Genomic DNA, 14,718 nt, shown 5'->3' on the forward strand with positions numbered 1-14,718 from the left:
TCGACAGGCATGTTCCCGCACGCCGGGAATCATTACGCGAAAATATCGATGGAGGTGCTATCGCTTGATTTCTTTGCCTTCGCCCAACAAACAACGTAACCTTACGTGGCTGCGGCGGCGCTTGCTTGTCAAAATCGGCGCAGTCGCGCTGACCGCCGCCCTGCTCGTCCCGACCCTGCCGCCCGACAGGCAGGCATCCGCGCTCGGAAGCTTGCCGACGTCGAAAGTGTTCGATTTGAGCGACAGCTCGGACATGCTGATCCGCGAGAAGCCGCTGCACCGAAGCACCGTGCTGCAATCGCTGGCCTTCGATAACGTGAATCAGCACATTTATACGGCGCAGCTCATCGGCGGCGGCCTGCAGCTGCCTGGCGAATCGTCGGCCGCTCCGGCGGCGACCCGAAGCTCCAACGGGGATTTATGCATTACGAAGCTTGATTTTGCCGGCAATATCATTAGCTACATGTTCGTGAAAGGCGCAGGACACGGCGTATCCATCGGCGTCGAGCCCGGGATCGGACAGAACGGACAGCCGGTTGCCTACCTGTGGACGGAGATCGACTCCTTCGACGAAGGATCCGGCGGACGCGGGTCGAGAGTCGCCCGGTTTCCATTCACGGACGGCGCCGTTGTGACGCCGAATACGCCGTGGCTGGAGAAGCACACGATCGTGCCGGGCTCATTCAACACGACCGTAAGCATCGACATGGCGCACGGCAATCTGGTGATGCGGTACCGTCTCAATGGGGAATACCGGTTCGGCGTGTACAACCTGGAGCAGGTAAAGCAGCGCAATTACGTATCGCTGGCAGATATTGCGCAGCCGCTGGTCGACACGTCGTTCCAAGGCTATACGTCCTACGGCAGCTATGTGTATATGCTCGAAGGCACGGCCTACGGGAAGTCGGGGTCCGTGTCACCGGATGGCAATACGTACATTACCGCCGTCAACCTGAACACCGGGGCGGTCGTCGACAAGCAGCGGACGAGAGCCGGCTACTCGCTGCTGTTCAGAGAACCGGAAGGCATGGGAATCCAAATACCGGATATGAACAATCCGGGCGCCGCACGGCTCGCATTCGGCTTTGCATCCTACATTTCCTCCACGAATACCGGCAAGCAGACCAGCATTTATTACAAAGACGTTCTCAAACCGTAATTGAATTTTTGAATTCTAAAACTTCATTTTCCTCTGGGTTCGGAGACCATGAGATTACCCAAGAGACAAGGAGTCGTGCAGACGATAAATCCGATGTCTTTTTGCGTTCTTATGGTCTCTTTTTACGCACGGCCTTCACTTTTGAAAACAACGAAAGGGGTTATTACAAATCATGACACACTTGAACAAATGGATGACACTCGTCTCGATCACCGCCATGGCGGCCGTCGCGGTCAGCGGCTGCTCCCGGGGGACTGATTCCGGTCCGGCGGCGGAAGCGCCGGCAGTCGAAGATACGACGCCGATTACGATTCAATACTGGCACTCCCACGCCGACAAACAGATGCCTATCGTCAATGCCACCATCGACGAATTCAAGAAAAAATATCCTTACATCACGGTGGAACAAGTGTACCAGGGCGGATATGCGGACCTGCATAAAAAACTGCTGGCCGCCGTCGCAGCGGGCAGCGTCCCGGCTGTAACGAACGTCGAGGTAGCCTCCCTTCCGAACTTCGCGGACGGCGGCGTATTCGCCGACCTCATGCCTTACATCAAGCGCGATCAGGTCGATCTGAACGACTTCTCCAAAGGCATGCTCCAGGCATACGCCTATAACGGCAAGCAGTATGGCTTTCCGCTGATCGTCAGCACAAGCGTGTTCATGTACAACAAGACGCTGCTCGACAAGCTCGGCGTCAAGCCACCGCAAACCTGGGCCGAGATCGAGGATTTCAACAAAAAAGTGACGGTGAAGGAAGGCGGCAAAACGACCCGCTATGCGTTCTCCGTGCCCGGCTGGGATCCGTGGTATTACGATCCGTGGATCAGCAACGGCGGCGGCGCGATCTTGACCGCAGACAAGAAGAAGGTCGGCTTCGACAAGCCGGAAAGCTGGAGGTGGCTGGAGAACTTCCGCAAATGGACCCAGGAAGGCTCCGTCCAGATGGGGTACGGTCCCGGCGCTTCCGATAACATGCGCCAAATGTTTCTCGACGAGAAGGTCGCCATGGTGCAGCATTCGTCCGCGACGCTCAAGGCGACTTACCTGGATAACGCAAAATTCGAAGTCGGCGTCTCGTTCATTCCCGGCGACAAGGAACGCAAATCCCATATCGGCGGAGCAGGCATCGTCATGATGGAGAAAGCTTCGGCGAAGCAGAAGGAGGCTGCGTGGAAGTTCATCAAATTCGTAACCGATAAGGAAAACAACGTCAAATGGGCGGAAGGCACCGGCTACTTGCCGACGCGCAAGTCGGTCGTGGGCACGGAGGCAGGCAAGAAGTACTTCGAGAAACTGCCTCAATACAAAACGGTATTCGACAACTTCGATAACGTGGTCGGCCGGCCGCAGCATCCGGCTTATCCGGAGCTGAGCAAGAAATACACGGAAGTGGTCGGCAAAATGATTTTGGAAAACGCCGATCCGCTTCCGCTGCTGAAAGGCGCCGTGAAGGAAATGAACGATATTTTGGGCAGTTACCAGTAAGAGACGGCTCGCCGAGCGGAGCGTTAGGGTTAGCCGCCTGAATGCTGACGTGTAGAGCTTTTACTCTACTTTAACTTTTACTTATGGAGGAGGAACACCGCAATGAAGGCGATCGACGACCGGCAGATCCGCCTGCAGCCGCATTCTGCCGACTTGTTACGAAAGCGGGCCCGGTTTCGCCGGATGGAAGGGTTCAAAGATTTTGCTTTTGCCGTACCCGCACTGCTCTGCTTGCTGATCTTCGTATACTATCCGCTGCTGAATTCGCTTTACTTGAGCTTTACGAACTGGAATATGACCAGGCCGACGAAGAAATTTGTCGGCTTCGACAACTATGCGTATTTGCTGACCAGCGACACGTTCTACAAGGTGCTGAAGATTACGTTAACGTATACGGTGCTGGACGTAGCGCTCACGCTGTCGATCGGGCTGCTCCTCGCACTGCTGTTCAATCATACGTCGAAGCTGTTCGGCTTCATGCGCTCGATTATTTTCATGCCGCACTATATTTCCATGGTTATTGTGTCCATGGTCTTCTTGTGGATTTTCAACGGGCAGTACGGCGTCTTGAACAAAATGCTGGAGAAGTTCGGCTTCGAGCCGGTCCTTTGGCTGACGAACCCGAATACGGCGTTATGGGTGCTGATCGTCGTGTCCGTCTGGAAAGGCGTCGGCTTCACGATGATCATCTTCATCGCCGGGCTGCGAGGCGTGCCGCTCGAATATTACGAATCGTCCGCGATCGACGGGGCGACCAGATGGCATCAGTTTTGGAGCATTACGTTCCCGCTGCTGTCGCCGACGACGCTGTTCCTGTTCATCACCAACTTCATTTCGTCGATGCAGGTGTTCCAGTCCGTGGACATTATGACCAACGGCGGCCCGCTGGAAGCGACCAAAGCGATGGTGTACTGGATTTACGAGATGGCGTTCGGCGAATTCCGCACGGGCCGGGCATCGGCGCTCGTCATTATGTTCTTTATTATTATCGTGCTTCTGACCGTCGTGCAAATGATCGTATCCAGAAAAAAAGTCCATTACGAAGGGTAGGCTGACCGCTATGAAACATCCGCTGCTCGTCTCTACCCGGACCGCCGCCGCTCTGGCCATTGCGGCCATCATGTTTTTTCCCGTCTACTGGATGCTGATTACCGCGCTGAAAAGCCCGGAGGAGCTCCGGCTGGCCGTGCCCACATTTTGGCCGGAGAGGTTCATGTGGAGCAACTTTCTGAACGTGTTTGAGACGATTCCGTTCGCCCGCTTTTCCTTGAACACGATCATCCAGACCGCAGGCATCGTCGTCCTGCAGATCAACATTGCATTGATGGCCGCCTTTGCGTTCGCCAAAGGCACGTTCGCCGGCAGGGACAAGCTGTTTCTCCTTGTTCTGGCGGCGCTCATCGTGCCGGATCAAGTCGTGTTCGTCCCGATCTACGTGCTGCTGTCCAAGATCGGCTGGATCGATACGTATTTTGCGCTCATTATTCCGCATGCCGCATCGGCTTATGGCATCTTCCTGCTTCGCCAAACGTTCCGTTCAATGAATAACGACGTCATCGAAGCGGCGAAAATGGACGGCGCCAACCGGCTGCGCATTTTGTACAGCATCTTGACTCCGATGGCGCTGCCGACCGTCGCGACCATGCTCGTCATCAGCTTTATCGGCAGCTGGAATTCGTACTTCTGGCCGCTCGTCATGACCAATTCGGATAAAATGCGCGTGCTGACGGTCGGCCTTGCCAAGATGCGGGATTCCATCGCAGGCAACGAGGCGCTGTCGTTCCATCTGCTGATGGCGGCAAGCGTCACGGTCATCCTGCCGATCGTCGTCGTGTTTATTTTTGCTCAAAGGCATATTATTACGGCGATGTCCAATTCAACGTTCAAATAATATGCTCTGTATTCACGCACAGGTTATCCGGCAGTAGAGCGCGGAGACCCGAGCGGCAAGGTGCGGCTGCACGCGCATGCTCCGCCGCAGCCGCATCGTTCCGTGCGTGCGCATCTTCATTCGAAAGAAACGCATCTCCTGCGGGGGATGCGTTTCTTATTTACTTCCTAGCGGACGGCTGTGCGCTTACGGCTCCGCCGGACCGGCGGTCGGCCGGGTGCTGCCGCTATGCATCCGCTCGTACTGCAAGCGGAACAGCGCGACGGCGTCCGCCGCATCGTCCGCACCGCGAATATAGAACGTAACCCAGCCGGAATCAGGGAATCGATGGTGCGGGTGCGCCCGACCGCTTGCCACCAGCTCATCCCGCACGGCCCGCGGAAATGGAAAGTCCGCTACGCGGTCTCCGTGCAAATGCCCGAGCTCCCTCCCGCGGTATTGAAACTCGATCCCGCCGAAGCGGTGCGGACAGACGGTTACGCCCTCCCAAGCGAGAAGCTCCGCTTGAAGCTGTTCAATGAGGGTTCCCATGGTTAATGACGCTCCTTCCCTTATGTGGTATGGTTTGGTATGGTTTGGAACAGCTTGCCGTTAGCTGCCGACTTGCACGCCGGTCTTCTTCCTCGGGACGAATCGGGCATAATATATTAGCCATATGACTACATGCAGGGCGGCCAGCACCATATAAATATTGCTGAACACCGCGCTGCCGGCATTGGCGCTGACCGGATTCCATATGGCGGCGCCCGGCAGATCGACCAGCTTGCCGTACACGCCGGTGGCGATGCCTTGCGTCATGAAATTCAGCATCGAGAAGATGCCCATGCCTACGCCTACTTGCTCTTTCGGCATCGTTCTTGAGATGGAGTTGGACATCGCGATGAGCATGAACGATTGCCCGACATTGCCGAAGATCAGGAAGGCGGCAATGAGCAGCGGGGACACGGCGGTAAACGACGAGAGCAGCGCGAAGCAAGCCAGCAGCAAACCCGAAGCGATACAAAACAAATATGCATTCCCTTTCGCATCCGCGAGCTTGCCGCCCCTGCGCCCCAGCACTGCGGAAGCGGCGGCCGCCGGCACCATGGCGAAGCCGATCCAATACGACGGGAGTTCGAAGACGCGGGACAGCAGCAGCGGGCTGAGAAAATAGAGCGAAATGCCGATGCCGTTAATGAGCACGGCGAGCATGATGCCCAGCCGATAGCTTCGATTGGCGAACAGACCCGGCGGCACGAACGGTACGGCAGCAGAGCGAATGCGTGCGATGAACAGCGCACCGAAGATCGCGCTGCCGGCGATGCACAGCCACGCACCATTTGTCACGCCGAGTAAAAGCAGCGCGACGGACGCAGCCAGCAGCCCGCCGCCAAGCCAGTCGAAGGGCCCGGCTGTCCCCTGCTCGTCGCCCAAATATTTGCGGTAATACGGAAGGGTCAACAGGAGGAGCAGCGGTACGCAGAACAACCAGCGCCAATGGGCTATGCTGACGATGACCGAAGCCACGACCGGACCGAGCGCGCTGCCGAGCGCAAGTCCGACGGCGGTCATGCCCAGTGCGGAGCCTCTCCGCTCCGGAGCGATGTAGCGGACCGGAATAAGGACGGCTGTCGCCGGGATGGCGGACGCTCCGGCGGATTGGATGCACCGGCCGACTAGCGCCATCCAGAACGACTGCGAAGCCAAGCCGATCAGGGAGCCGGCGGCAAACAGCAGCAGCCCGGCAGTCAATAGATGCTTCAGCTTGAATTTGTCGGCCAATTTGCCGTACGTCACCGTACCGATGGCGTAGATAAGCGTGTACGCCGAAGTAAGCCAGCTGACCTGCGCGATCGAAAGGCCGAACTGCTCGCTGATGTCGGGCAGCACAAAATTGAACATTAAAGCGCTCATCGACGACACCATCAGCGTGAACATCAGAACGCGGAGCAATCGGTCTCCCGGCTGCGCCTGCGTTTGAATCGGCGCCTGCGTCTGCAATGGTTTTTCCATAGATCATTACCCCTCTCGTTAATCATGCATTCATAGGATGCACTCACAAAAATGTATGCATGTACTTACTTGCATTTAGGGTGAAACAAAAGCTCCGGTTCGGAGCCTGTTCACTTAGAACTGTTGTTATTCAATTACATTACGGCGTTAGCGCTCTCGTAAACGTTCGGACACTTTGTTCGATGAACGCGTCCATCTTCACCGATGGAAACGAAGCGTCATCCGAATGCAGATTGCTGATGAAGGCGCCGTAGTTCATCCACATAAACGACAATGCCTGCATCTCCGTATTCGTCTCGATCAGCTTGCCCTTCTCGTACATCGCATTGAAATAATCGGTGAGCAGTTCTTTCAGCTGCCGCGGATGCTTATTCGCTTTCTCGCGAAATGCCGAGAAAATGCCGCTTTCCTTGAGCGCAATCAGAATCATCTTCCGGTTGCGGAACATCATGCCGTGGTACGTCCGGCTGACCAGCAGCAGGTCGTCGTACAGCTCTCCGACGAGCTTCTCGCCAAACAGCTTCTTCATTTCCTCGGTATAATGAAAATGATGAAACGCCGATTCGAGCAAATGCTGCTTGCTGCCGAACTGACGAAACAGCGTCACTTCATTCACGCCGGCGGCGGCGGCAATTTCTTTGGTGGAAACGCCGTGGTATCCTTTCTCCGCGACCAAATCAATGACGGCCGCCATCAATTTCTCGCTGCTGCTTCTTACCTGGCTAACGATATGGCCCCCCTCTCCTCCGCTTCCATGACGGTCCGCTGCCTTCTGCTGCGGCTTCGCAGTTCCATGGCCGCTTCTTCCGCTGGCATCTTGCCGCACAAAATGCAAGTGTTCACTTTCATTTGTAACCATCATACGGCAGTTTTTGTAAAAAAGCAAGAGGGCGATCACGGCGTATGTCGATCGCGGATTACTGGCTGCGTTACACTATTACATCATAATTATGGTATGAACATAAAGCGATCGGGAAACGTTATAGCGGGAGGTGTTTGACCTTGCAAAAAGACGATGCTAAGCCGGAGCTGTTCCCCACCCCAATCTTGAAGTGCAAAAATGCCGAATGTAAAGCTTGGGTGCGCGAGGAGCTATCTGCGTCTTCACGTGAATGCCCGTTATGCGGAGGAGAAATGCTTCGAAGCTACAAGCATCTGCCGAAGATCGTCAAAAAGGCTAAAACAACAAAAAAGAAAAAAGACGAGTTTTCTTGGCTGCAATAACGTCATGCCTTCCTTGCTTAAGTCCGGTCCGCTCATGAGGGCCGGGCTCTTTGGGATGCGGCGAAGATCCGGCATCCTTACGAATGGATAGCCGAAACGAAGCGAATCTCATGTTCTTCCGCATCCATTGCGGCGAACTGCAGCAGCTTCGAGCCTTCCTCGTGCAGAGCGGCTTCTTCTGCGGCCGAGACGGACTTGAACAGCTTGATTTGCAGACTGGCTGTCCCGCGCCGCTCTTCTATCGACCATAAGCCGCTGACGAAGCCATCGATAAGAACGGTGGCGCGAATGATGCCATTCCGCGTGAAGACGCTCGGTTTATCGGCTTCGGCCATAATCCGGGTGCGGTTATGGTAAGACAGCAGCATATTGTCAAATTCTCCGAGAAAACGGATCGGTACAGCTGTGTCTTCATCAGGAAGCGCACCGTCTGTCCGATCCCACAGCACATGGCCTTCCTCATCGAGGAAGCTCCGCAAGTGAGGGAGAAGCCGCTCCACAACTTGGTTCAGTCCCGTGAGACCGGACCAGACCTGCATATCTTTGACCGAAGCCGGTCCAAAGGCGGCCAAGTAGCGCAGCAGCAGCTCCTCAACCCTCGATTCGGCCGCAAGCGGCTTGCCGAGCCAGGCTTCAGCCGAAGTATGAGCGGCCTGACCGCTTGCTCCCCATATACCGCGTGGAGGAATCTGAACCAAAGGAATCTGCGCGCGAACAGCATTGGCGAGCACTTCAGGTTCATAGTCCGGCCATCGCTCCTGAAGTCGTATACCCAGCTCGTGATATGTGAGCGCTTCTATTTCTACAAAAGCCCGCCCCGCGGAGGCCAATTCCTCAAGGTCAACGCCCTCCAGCCGCTTCACTAATGCGCCTTGCAACCAGCGGTCCAGCACGGGCTGAACGGACGGGCGGACAACGAGACAATCACGGGCGGAGACCAGATGGATCGTACCGCGCATAAGCACGATGCGCACAGCATTCCGATCCAGCAGCAGTTGGCTTAATTCACGATGCTCAAAATGCGCAAGTCTGCTCCACAAGCCAACATAGGGGGCGTTCGGAGCTTGTGCCTGCATCCCGACCAGACGCTCGATGGCTTCCAGGGCGGGAATATTCGCCCGCTCTAAAAGCATCTGTCTTGACAGCAGTGCGCGATTGAGCGCGCGTCTGCTCAGCACTTGAGGCTGCTTGCCCTGCTGCTGAGCAAAGGAATTGAATTCGTTCTTCCGCGTAACCATGCGCTATGTCTCCTTTGTTCGCCATGATTTTCTTTCCAGCATGACATAAACTCGTTATCTTGGAAAGCATCAACGGCGGACAAGATCAAAAGCCAAGCCGGACATACGATCAAGAACGGATGCAGCATGGGGCGGAGCGCTTGACGGAATTTGTAACCCGGTCTGTACTAACCATACATTACCGCAGTGAGAAGGCGCAGCGTCTAGACTTTGCGCCCTTCTCTTTGCTCACGATCGCCCGGCAGAGGCAGGCAGCACGCCTGATTACCGGTATCCGGCCGCATTCGCCGGCTTGCCCGCGTCCTGCACTTCGACGATATACTTCCAGCAATCCGGCTGCGAGCCGTCGAGATCGCGGAAGCCGTATACGGGCGCGAGCTGTCCGCTGGACAACGATTGCCCGTTCCAGCGGGCGACCTCCGCATCGGCGGCCAGCGCCGCGACCGCGCGGCCGATAAAGCGTGGCGTCTCCGAGATGACGAAGTGCGGCTCCTTCGCCGTCGCGTCGCGCCAGTTCTCTTCCGTGACGCCGAAGTGATCGAGCATGATTTCGGAGCGCATCCACCCCGGCGTCAGCGCCACGGCCGTACACCGATACGGCGCGAGCTCATGCGCGAGCGATTGCGCCATGCGGATGACGGAAGACTTGGCCAAATCATAGAACAGCGACAGCCGGTAGTTGTTCCGGTTGTACTCCGCCGTGCCGTCCGTAATCTCGACGACGAGCCCGTTCCCGGTCCGCGTCAGCAGCGGCAGCGCATAATGGCTTGTCACGATATGCGTATCGATCGCAAGCCGGAGCAGCCGGAAGCCCTTGTCCAGCGAATGCTCCCACACGGGTACGTCCCACTCCATGATATGCTCCGCGCCCCACACGTCGTTGACCAGTATATCGAGCCGCCCCTGCTCCCGCTCGATCCGCTCGACGAGCGCCTGCACTTGAGCAGGGATCAGGTGATCCGTCGGAACGGCGATCCCCGTCCCGCCTGCTGCGGTCACAAGCTCCGCCGTCTCCTCAATCGTCTCGGGACGGTTATACTCGGACCGCTGCGTGCGCGTCGTCCGCCCCGTCACATAGACGGTCGCTCCGGCCGCTCCCAATTCCGTCGCGATCCCCCGTCCGGCGCCGCGGGTCGCCCCGGCCACCAAAGCTACTTTTCCGGCTAACGGTTTCATGGCTTTCGCCTCCTCGAATGAATGATTCCATTCGATTGTAGAGTATAACCATGTCATCCCTTGTCATACATAAATACTTTGCTACAATTTAAGTTTAAGGGGACTTGCCGAAGCCAAAGTCAAGCGGCTTGCCCGTTTCCGCGATCGACTTGATATTGCTCAAGATCATCCACCAGTACTGCTCGGTTTTGCCGAAGAGCGGGTTATTGTCGGTCCACTGATCGTTGAGGAGATGCAGCTTCGTGCAAGAACCGACCCGCTCGAGGGTAAGCGTAACACGGCTTTCCATATCGGCATGCTCGGCGTAATGGGAAGGACCGGGATGGTCTGTATAGCTCAATACTTTGCCCGGTTCATACGCCAGCACGGTGCCGTAAATATGAACCGTCTCTTCGCCGTCGGCTCCGGGACCTACAAACTCGATACGATCGCCCACGCGGCAGGTCGAGCGGATGACCCCGCCCAGAAACGCCTGAAACGAACGTGCCGGGTCGAACAGCACGTCCCACACTTGATCGGGATGCGCGCCAATATAAAAGACATACTCCAGTTTCATCGCCATCGTCTCCTTTCATGAGAATGAACGAATTGTCCCGCAGCGGCAGCCGCCTGCCGCAGAATCGTCCATTCCATAGAAACAATAGCACGGAGCGCCGCCAGATTCTTGTAAAAACGCGCCAAGGCAAGGAGGTTAACCCGCTGTGACCGAGGAACGCAATCCGAATAGAGGAATACTGCACTACGATACAGGTAAAACGAAATTCTCGCTGACTCGCCGTCTTCCTTCCGACGACCTCCGCTTTGTCGTACAGCATTATTGGCTCATCGAGTGGGATTTGCGCGGACAACCTCCCTATGCTCAGGAGGTGCTGCAGCATCCCGGCGTCAACGTCGTCTTCGAGCGGGGCCAATCCCGCATCAGCGGGATCGAGAGCAAGAAATCCGCTCACGTGCTCCAAGGGGAAGGACAAATTGTAGGGGTACTGTTCCGGCCGGGAGCGTTCCGCTTCTACTACCCCGGACCGATGTCCGCCCTGACCGACCGCGTCGTTCCCGTCACGGAATGCTTCGCCATCGACAGCCGCGATTACGAACGGCAGCTGTTCGCGCTGGAGGATCCAGAGCAGCGGATCGGACTCGTTGAATCGCTGCTGCGCCGCAGCATGCCGCAGCGCGATGATACGGTGGAGCTGCTGAACGAGATCATCGATGCCGTCATTCATGACCGCGGCATCACCAAGGTCGATCAGCTCGTCGACCGTTTCGGCGTTCCCAAGCGGACCTTGCAGCGCTTGTTCCACGATGATGTCGGCGTGAGCCCGAAATGGGTCATCCAGCGATACCGGATGCATGAAGCCGGCGAATTGCTGGAAAACGGCATGGATATAGCGCAGCTGGCGCTGGCGCTCGGCTATGCCGATCAAGCCCATTTCAGCAAAGACTTCAAGGCTGCGGTCGGCACCACCCCGCTGCAATATGTCCGCAGCCGCAATGCTTGAGCCGCAGCAAAACCTATGCCGGAACAACAGCAATCCCCCGCGAGGCGATAACTGATGCCTGCGGGGGATTGCTGTGTGACGGTATGTGTGCATGATCGCGGTGAGTTCGTTCCTCGCTTTAGTTATTCGCCGCGTCGAGCAGCACGGCGTTGATCCCGTTCAGGAACGCGTTGGCGCTCGCTTTAATAATATCCGTATCCATGGCGCGGCCGGAGTAGATGCGGCCTTCGTATTCGATGCGAATGTTGACGCGGCCCATCGCTTCCTTGCCGCGGGATAAGCTGCTGATTTTATAATCTTTCAGCTGTACGTCCAGACCGACCAAATTTTTGATGACGCTGTACAGCGCATCGACCGGGCCGTCGCCCACGCTGCTGCCCTTGATCGTCTCGGTGCCTTTTCGCAGCTTGATCGTCGCCGTAGGATACAGATCGTTGCTTACGACCTGGAACGACTCGAGCTCGTACAGATGCGTGCTCCCGTCGCCCAACGTGCGGTGATTGGTGACAAGGTAGAAGACGTCGTGATCGTACACTTCTTTTTTGGCGTCGGCCAGTGTCAAAAACTTCTCGAACAACAGCTCGAAGTCCGCGGCGTCGCTCGTATCGAAGCCCATTTTTTCCACGGCGTTTTTGAAGGCATGGCGGCCGGAACGCGCCGTCAAGATCAACTCCATGCTCTCGGCTCCGACATCTTCCGGCGACATGATCTCGTATACCTGCTTATCCTTGAGCAACCCGTCCTGATGGATGCCGGAGGAGTGGGCAAAGGCGTTCTCGCCCGTAATCGCCTTGTTCACCTGTACGTCCAATCCCGTCAGATGGCTCACCAGTCTGGAGGTTCTCAGCAGCTCTTTCGTGTTGATGCCGGTGTGGCAGTTGTAGGAGCCCTCTCTTACTTTCAGCGCCATCACAACCTCTTCCAGGGAAGCGTTGCCGGCCCGTTCGCCGAGGCCGTTGATCGTGCACTCGATTTTTTGCGCGCCGTTCTTGATCGCACTCAGCGTGTTGGCCGTCGCCAGTCCCAGGTCGTTATGACAGTGCACGCTGAGGATGACGCTGTCGTTCAAATTTTTCAGGCGGTCGTTCAGTCTGCGGATCAGGTCGCCGAATTCCTCGGGGACGGCATAGCCTACCGTATCCGGCACGTTAATCATCGTCGCACCCGCCTTCACGACGCCTTCGATCGTCTTCCACAAATATTCAAAATCCGATCTTGATGCGTCCTCCGTGGAGTACTGCACGTTCGGCAGCAAGGTTTTGGCGTATTTGACCGCGTCGATGCCCATCTGCAGGACGGCATCCTTGGAGCGATTGAACTTTTTCTCCACATGAATGTTGGAGGTGCCCAGCACGATATGGATGAGCGGGTTTTGCGCCAGCTTCACGCTCTCGTAGACGGCGTCGATGTCCTTCTGCACCGCACGGGCGAGCGCCGTAATCGATACGCTGTCGCCTACGCTGCGGGCGATTTCCTGCACCGCATGAAAGTCGCCTGCGGACGAAGCGGGAAACCCGGCTTCGATAATGTCTACGTTCAGCCGCTTCAACTGCTGGGCGATCTCAATCTTCTGATGTATGTTCAGCTTGGCGCCGGGCACTTGCTCTCCGTCGCGCAGCGTGGTGTCGAATACGATAATTTTACGGTTCATTCTCGGTTCCTCCTGGGAAAATGGATTATCTATATATGAAGCGGGGTCGGTTAAACCCGGAATTTAACCAACAAAAAAACCCCGTCTCTACGTATAGAGACGAGGTTGAACCCGCGGTACCACTCTAATTCATTTCTTGCGAAATGAGCTCCTTCGATGGCCATCACCATCTATCCCTGTAACGGTGGAACTCCGGCTTACCCTACATATCAGGTAGCAGTTCATAGACGAGTTCGAAATGATTAACGCTGCCGCTTCGCACCGACCAACGGCTCTCTGAAAGGTTAACTCACTTCTACTATTTCTAATCGCAACATTTGAATTTTGAATTGATTATTGACAATAATAGGCCATGCGAATCCGTTTGTCAACCGCCATGAATCTCATTTTTTATATCGTCTGTGCCGGTCGTTATTCGGGTTCACCCTCCTCTGGGCGAATGCATATGGTATGCTATCGGGCAAAAGCCCACATTACGACTGGAAAGGGTAGGGAACAACATGGCGATCTCCTATATGGATTACACCTCGCCGCAGGTGCAATTTACTTTCGATTTGAGCAACAATCAATTCTTCAAAAAAGACGAGCAAAACTACATCAATGCTTTGTCCGTCAAACAGTTGAACACGCTTGGAAACGTATCGCTGCTCGATATATTTCTCAGCACGAGCAATGTCGTCGAGCCGCATATTCATCAAAACGCTTCGGAGCTCGTGTACTGCGTCTCCGGCAGCGCCGTCGTTTCCTTGGTGAATCCATTCACGAAGGAGCTGCTCAACTTCCCCATTCAGCCGGGGCAAGTCGCGAATGTGCCGCAGGGCTGGTGGCACTATGAGATCGCCACGGTCGATAACACGCACCTCATCGCCATCTTCGACGCGCCGATTCCGGAATTCATCGGAGGCTCCGACCTGCTGCGATTGACGCCGGCCAGTGTGCTTGCACATACGTACTGCCTTGACGAAGCCAAGGTGAAGGAGACGCTCGCTCCAATTACCGGAACGGTCTTCATCGGCCCGCCGAACGACTGCAAGCAGACGCAGGTGCAGGGCAAGACGGCGGCTAATCCGGCTTATCCGAATCCGTCTCACCCGAATCAGCCGTATTCCAGCCAGTATCACCGCCCAAGCTACGGGTATCCGCAAATTCCGCAGTTTCCGCAATTCCCGCAATTTCCGCAGTATCCTCAGCCTGTCTACGGCATCGGGCAAGGCTATGGATACGGTTATTAAGCGCAGCACCACCGGCACGGAGAGCTTGACGAGCGCTTGGCGCCGGCATATGCATGACCTTTACATCGCGACCCTTCGGGAATCGCGATTTTTGCGTCTTCGGGAGCGCTATCGGACGTTTTCATATTCAACTCTGCGGGCTCATAAAATGACGATATACGTACGTG

14 protein-coding genes and 1 other annotated feature are annotated in these 14,718 nt (G+C 56.1%); of the genes, 7 read left to right on the forward strand and 7 right to left on the reverse strand.

All coding sequences use genetic code 11. The annotated features are described in order from the left end of the window. Window positions 1-64 precede the first annotated feature (64 nt). The 4 genes from KXG62_RS25135 to KXG62_RS25150 all read left to right on the forward strand — a co-directional run bounded on the left by KXG62_RS25135 (window position 65) and on the right by KXG62_RS25150 (window position 4,539). A complete protein-coding gene (locus KXG62_RS25135; RefSeq protein ID WP_218094779.1) occupies window positions 65-1,159 on the forward strand; it encodes a phage baseplate protein in 1,095 nt (364 codons plus the stop codon). A 172-nt stretch (window positions 1,160-1,331) separates the two neighbouring features. Further along, complete coding sequence (locus tag KXG62_RS25140) at window positions 1,332-2,648, forward strand: ABC transporter substrate-binding protein (RefSeq protein ID WP_218094780.1); 1,317 nt, start codon at window positions 1,332-1,334, stop codon at window positions 2,646-2,648. Window positions 2,649-2,831: 183 nt separating this feature from the next. Further along, a complete protein-coding gene (locus tag KXG62_RS25145; protein WP_218094826.1) occupies window positions 2,832-3,698 on the forward strand; it encodes a carbohydrate ABC transporter permease in 867 nt (288 codons plus the stop codon). A gap of 10 nt (window positions 3,699-3,708) precedes the next feature. Then, on the forward strand, window positions 3,709-4,539 hold the full coding sequence (locus KXG62_RS25150) for a carbohydrate ABC transporter permease (protein WP_218094781.1): 831 nt from the start codon (window positions 3,709-3,711) through the stop codon (window positions 4,537-4,539). A 186-nt stretch (window positions 4,540-4,725) separates the two neighbouring features. Here KXG62_RS25150 and KXG62_RS25155 read toward each other — a convergent pair whose 3' ends face one another. From KXG62_RS25155 to KXG62_RS25165, 3 genes are all read right to left on the reverse strand, one after another. Beyond that, on the reverse strand, window positions 4,726-5,070 hold the full coding sequence (locus KXG62_RS25155) for a luciferase domain-containing protein (protein ID WP_218094782.1): 345 nt from the start codon (window positions 5,068-5,070) through the stop codon (window positions 4,726-4,728). A 60-nt stretch (window positions 5,071-5,130) separates the two neighbouring features. Further along, window positions 5,131-6,531, reverse strand: coding sequence for an MFS transporter (locus KXG62_RS25160; protein ID WP_218094783.1), 1,401 nt, complete (start codon window positions 6,529-6,531; stop codon window positions 5,131-5,133). 139 nt (window positions 6,532-6,670) lie between these two features. Continuing rightward, window positions 6,671-7,225, reverse strand: a complete 555-nt coding sequence (locus KXG62_RS25165) for a TetR/AcrR family transcriptional regulator (RefSeq protein WP_218094827.1) — start codon at window positions 7,223-7,225, stop codon at window positions 6,671-6,673. A 308-nt stretch (window positions 7,226-7,533) separates the two neighbouring features. On the opposite strand from KXG62_RS25165, the gene KXG62_RS25170 reads away from it, so the two are divergent. Further along, window positions 7,534-7,755 carry a cold-inducible protein YdjO-related protein gene (locus KXG62_RS25170; RefSeq protein ID WP_246627633.1) on the forward strand — a complete coding sequence of 74 codons (222 nt, stop codon included), beginning with the start codon at window positions 7,534-7,536 and terminating at the stop codon, window positions 7,753-7,755. Between the two features lie 77 nt (window positions 7,756-7,832). On the opposite strand, the gene KXG62_RS25175 is transcribed toward KXG62_RS25170, so the two are convergent. The 3 genes from KXG62_RS25175 to KXG62_RS25185 all read right to left on the reverse strand — a co-directional run bounded on the left by KXG62_RS25175 (window position 7,833) and on the right by KXG62_RS25185 (window position 10,725). Then, window positions 7,833-8,993, reverse strand: coding sequence for a winged helix DNA-binding domain-containing protein (locus KXG62_RS25175; protein WP_218094785.1), 1,161 nt, complete (start codon window positions 8,991-8,993; stop codon window positions 7,833-7,835). Between the two features lie 264 nt (window positions 8,994-9,257). Beyond that, complete coding sequence (locus tag KXG62_RS25180; protein WP_218094786.1) at window positions 9,258-10,169, reverse strand: SDR family oxidoreductase; 912 nt, start codon at window positions 10,167-10,169, stop codon at window positions 9,258-9,260. 94 nt (window positions 10,170-10,263) lie between these two features. Continuing rightward, window positions 10,264-10,725, reverse strand: coding sequence for an SRPBCC domain-containing protein (locus tag KXG62_RS25185; RefSeq protein WP_218094787.1), 462 nt, complete (start codon window positions 10,723-10,725; stop codon window positions 10,264-10,266). 145 nt (window positions 10,726-10,870) lie between these two features. Between KXG62_RS25185 and KXG62_RS25190 the strand changes: the two genes are divergently transcribed. Next, complete coding sequence (locus tag KXG62_RS25190; protein ID WP_218094788.1) at window positions 10,871-11,668, forward strand: helix-turn-helix domain-containing protein; 798 nt, start codon at window positions 10,871-10,873, stop codon at window positions 11,666-11,668. A 118-nt stretch (window positions 11,669-11,786) separates the two neighbouring features. On the opposite strand, the gene KXG62_RS25195 is transcribed toward KXG62_RS25190, so the two are convergent. Further along, window positions 11,787-13,319 (reverse strand): 2-isopropylmalate synthase, encoded by a 1,533-nt coding sequence (locus KXG62_RS25195; RefSeq protein ID WP_218094789.1) that lies wholly within the window; start codon window positions 13,317-13,319, stop codon window positions 11,787-11,789. Window positions 13,320-13,411: 92 nt separating this feature from the next. Beyond that, window positions 13,412-13,640 (reverse strand) — a binding site (T-box leader). Window positions 13,641-13,819: 179 nt separating this feature from the next. On the opposite strand from KXG62_RS25195, the gene KXG62_RS25200 reads away from it, so the two are divergent. After that, complete coding sequence (locus tag KXG62_RS25200; protein ID WP_218094790.1) at window positions 13,820-14,551, forward strand: cupin domain-containing protein; 732 nt, start codon at window positions 13,820-13,822, stop codon at window positions 14,549-14,551. Window positions 14,552-14,718: the final 167 nt, after the last annotated feature.

The organism is Paenibacillus solanacearum, from assembly GCF_910593845.1.
In the GTDB taxonomy this organism is placed as follows: Bacteria; Bacillota; Bacilli; order Paenibacillales; family NBRC-103111; genus Paenibacillus_G; species Paenibacillus_G solanacearum.

Coding starts and splice junctions, on each gene's coding strand:
- KXG62_RS25140 (WP_218094780.1), top strand. CDS start 1,332: ATGACACACTTGAACAAATGGATGACACTCGTCTCGATCACCGCCATG.
- KXG62_RS25145 (WP_218094826.1), top strand. CDS start 2,832: ATGGAAGGGTTCAAAGATTTTGCTTTTGCCGTACCCGCACTGCTCTGC.
- KXG62_RS25150 (WP_218094781.1), top strand. CDS start 3,709: ATGAAACATCCGCTGCTCGTCTCTACCCGGACCGCCGCCGCTCTGGCC.
- KXG62_RS25155 (WP_218094782.1), bottom strand. CDS start 5,070: ATGGGAACCCTCATTGAACAGCTTCAAGCGGAGCTTCTCGCTTGGGAG.
- KXG62_RS25160 (WP_218094783.1), bottom strand. CDS start 6,531: ATGGAAAAACCATTGCAGACGCAGGCGCCGATTCAAACGCAGGCGCAG.
- KXG62_RS25165 (WP_218094827.1), bottom strand. CDS start 7,225: ATGGCGGCCGTCATTGATTTGGTCGCGGAGAAAGGATACCACGGCGTT.
- KXG62_RS25175 (WP_218094785.1), bottom strand. CDS start 8,993: ATGGTTACGCGGAAGAACGAATTCAATTCCTTTGCTCAGCAGCAGGGC.
- KXG62_RS25180 (WP_218094786.1), bottom strand. CDS start 10,169: ATGAAACCGTTAGCCGGAAAAGTAGCTTTGGTGGCCGGGGCGACCCGC.
- KXG62_RS25185 (WP_218094787.1), bottom strand. CDS start 10,725: ATGAAACTGGAGTATGTCTTTTATATTGGCGCGCATCCCGATCAAGTG.
- KXG62_RS25195 (WP_218094789.1), bottom strand. CDS start 13,319: ATGAACCGTAAAATTATCGTATTCGACACCACGCTGCGCGACGGAGAG.
- KXG62_RS25200 (WP_218094790.1), top strand. CDS start 13,820: ATGGCGATCTCCTATATGGATTACACCTCGCCGCAGGTGCAATTTACT.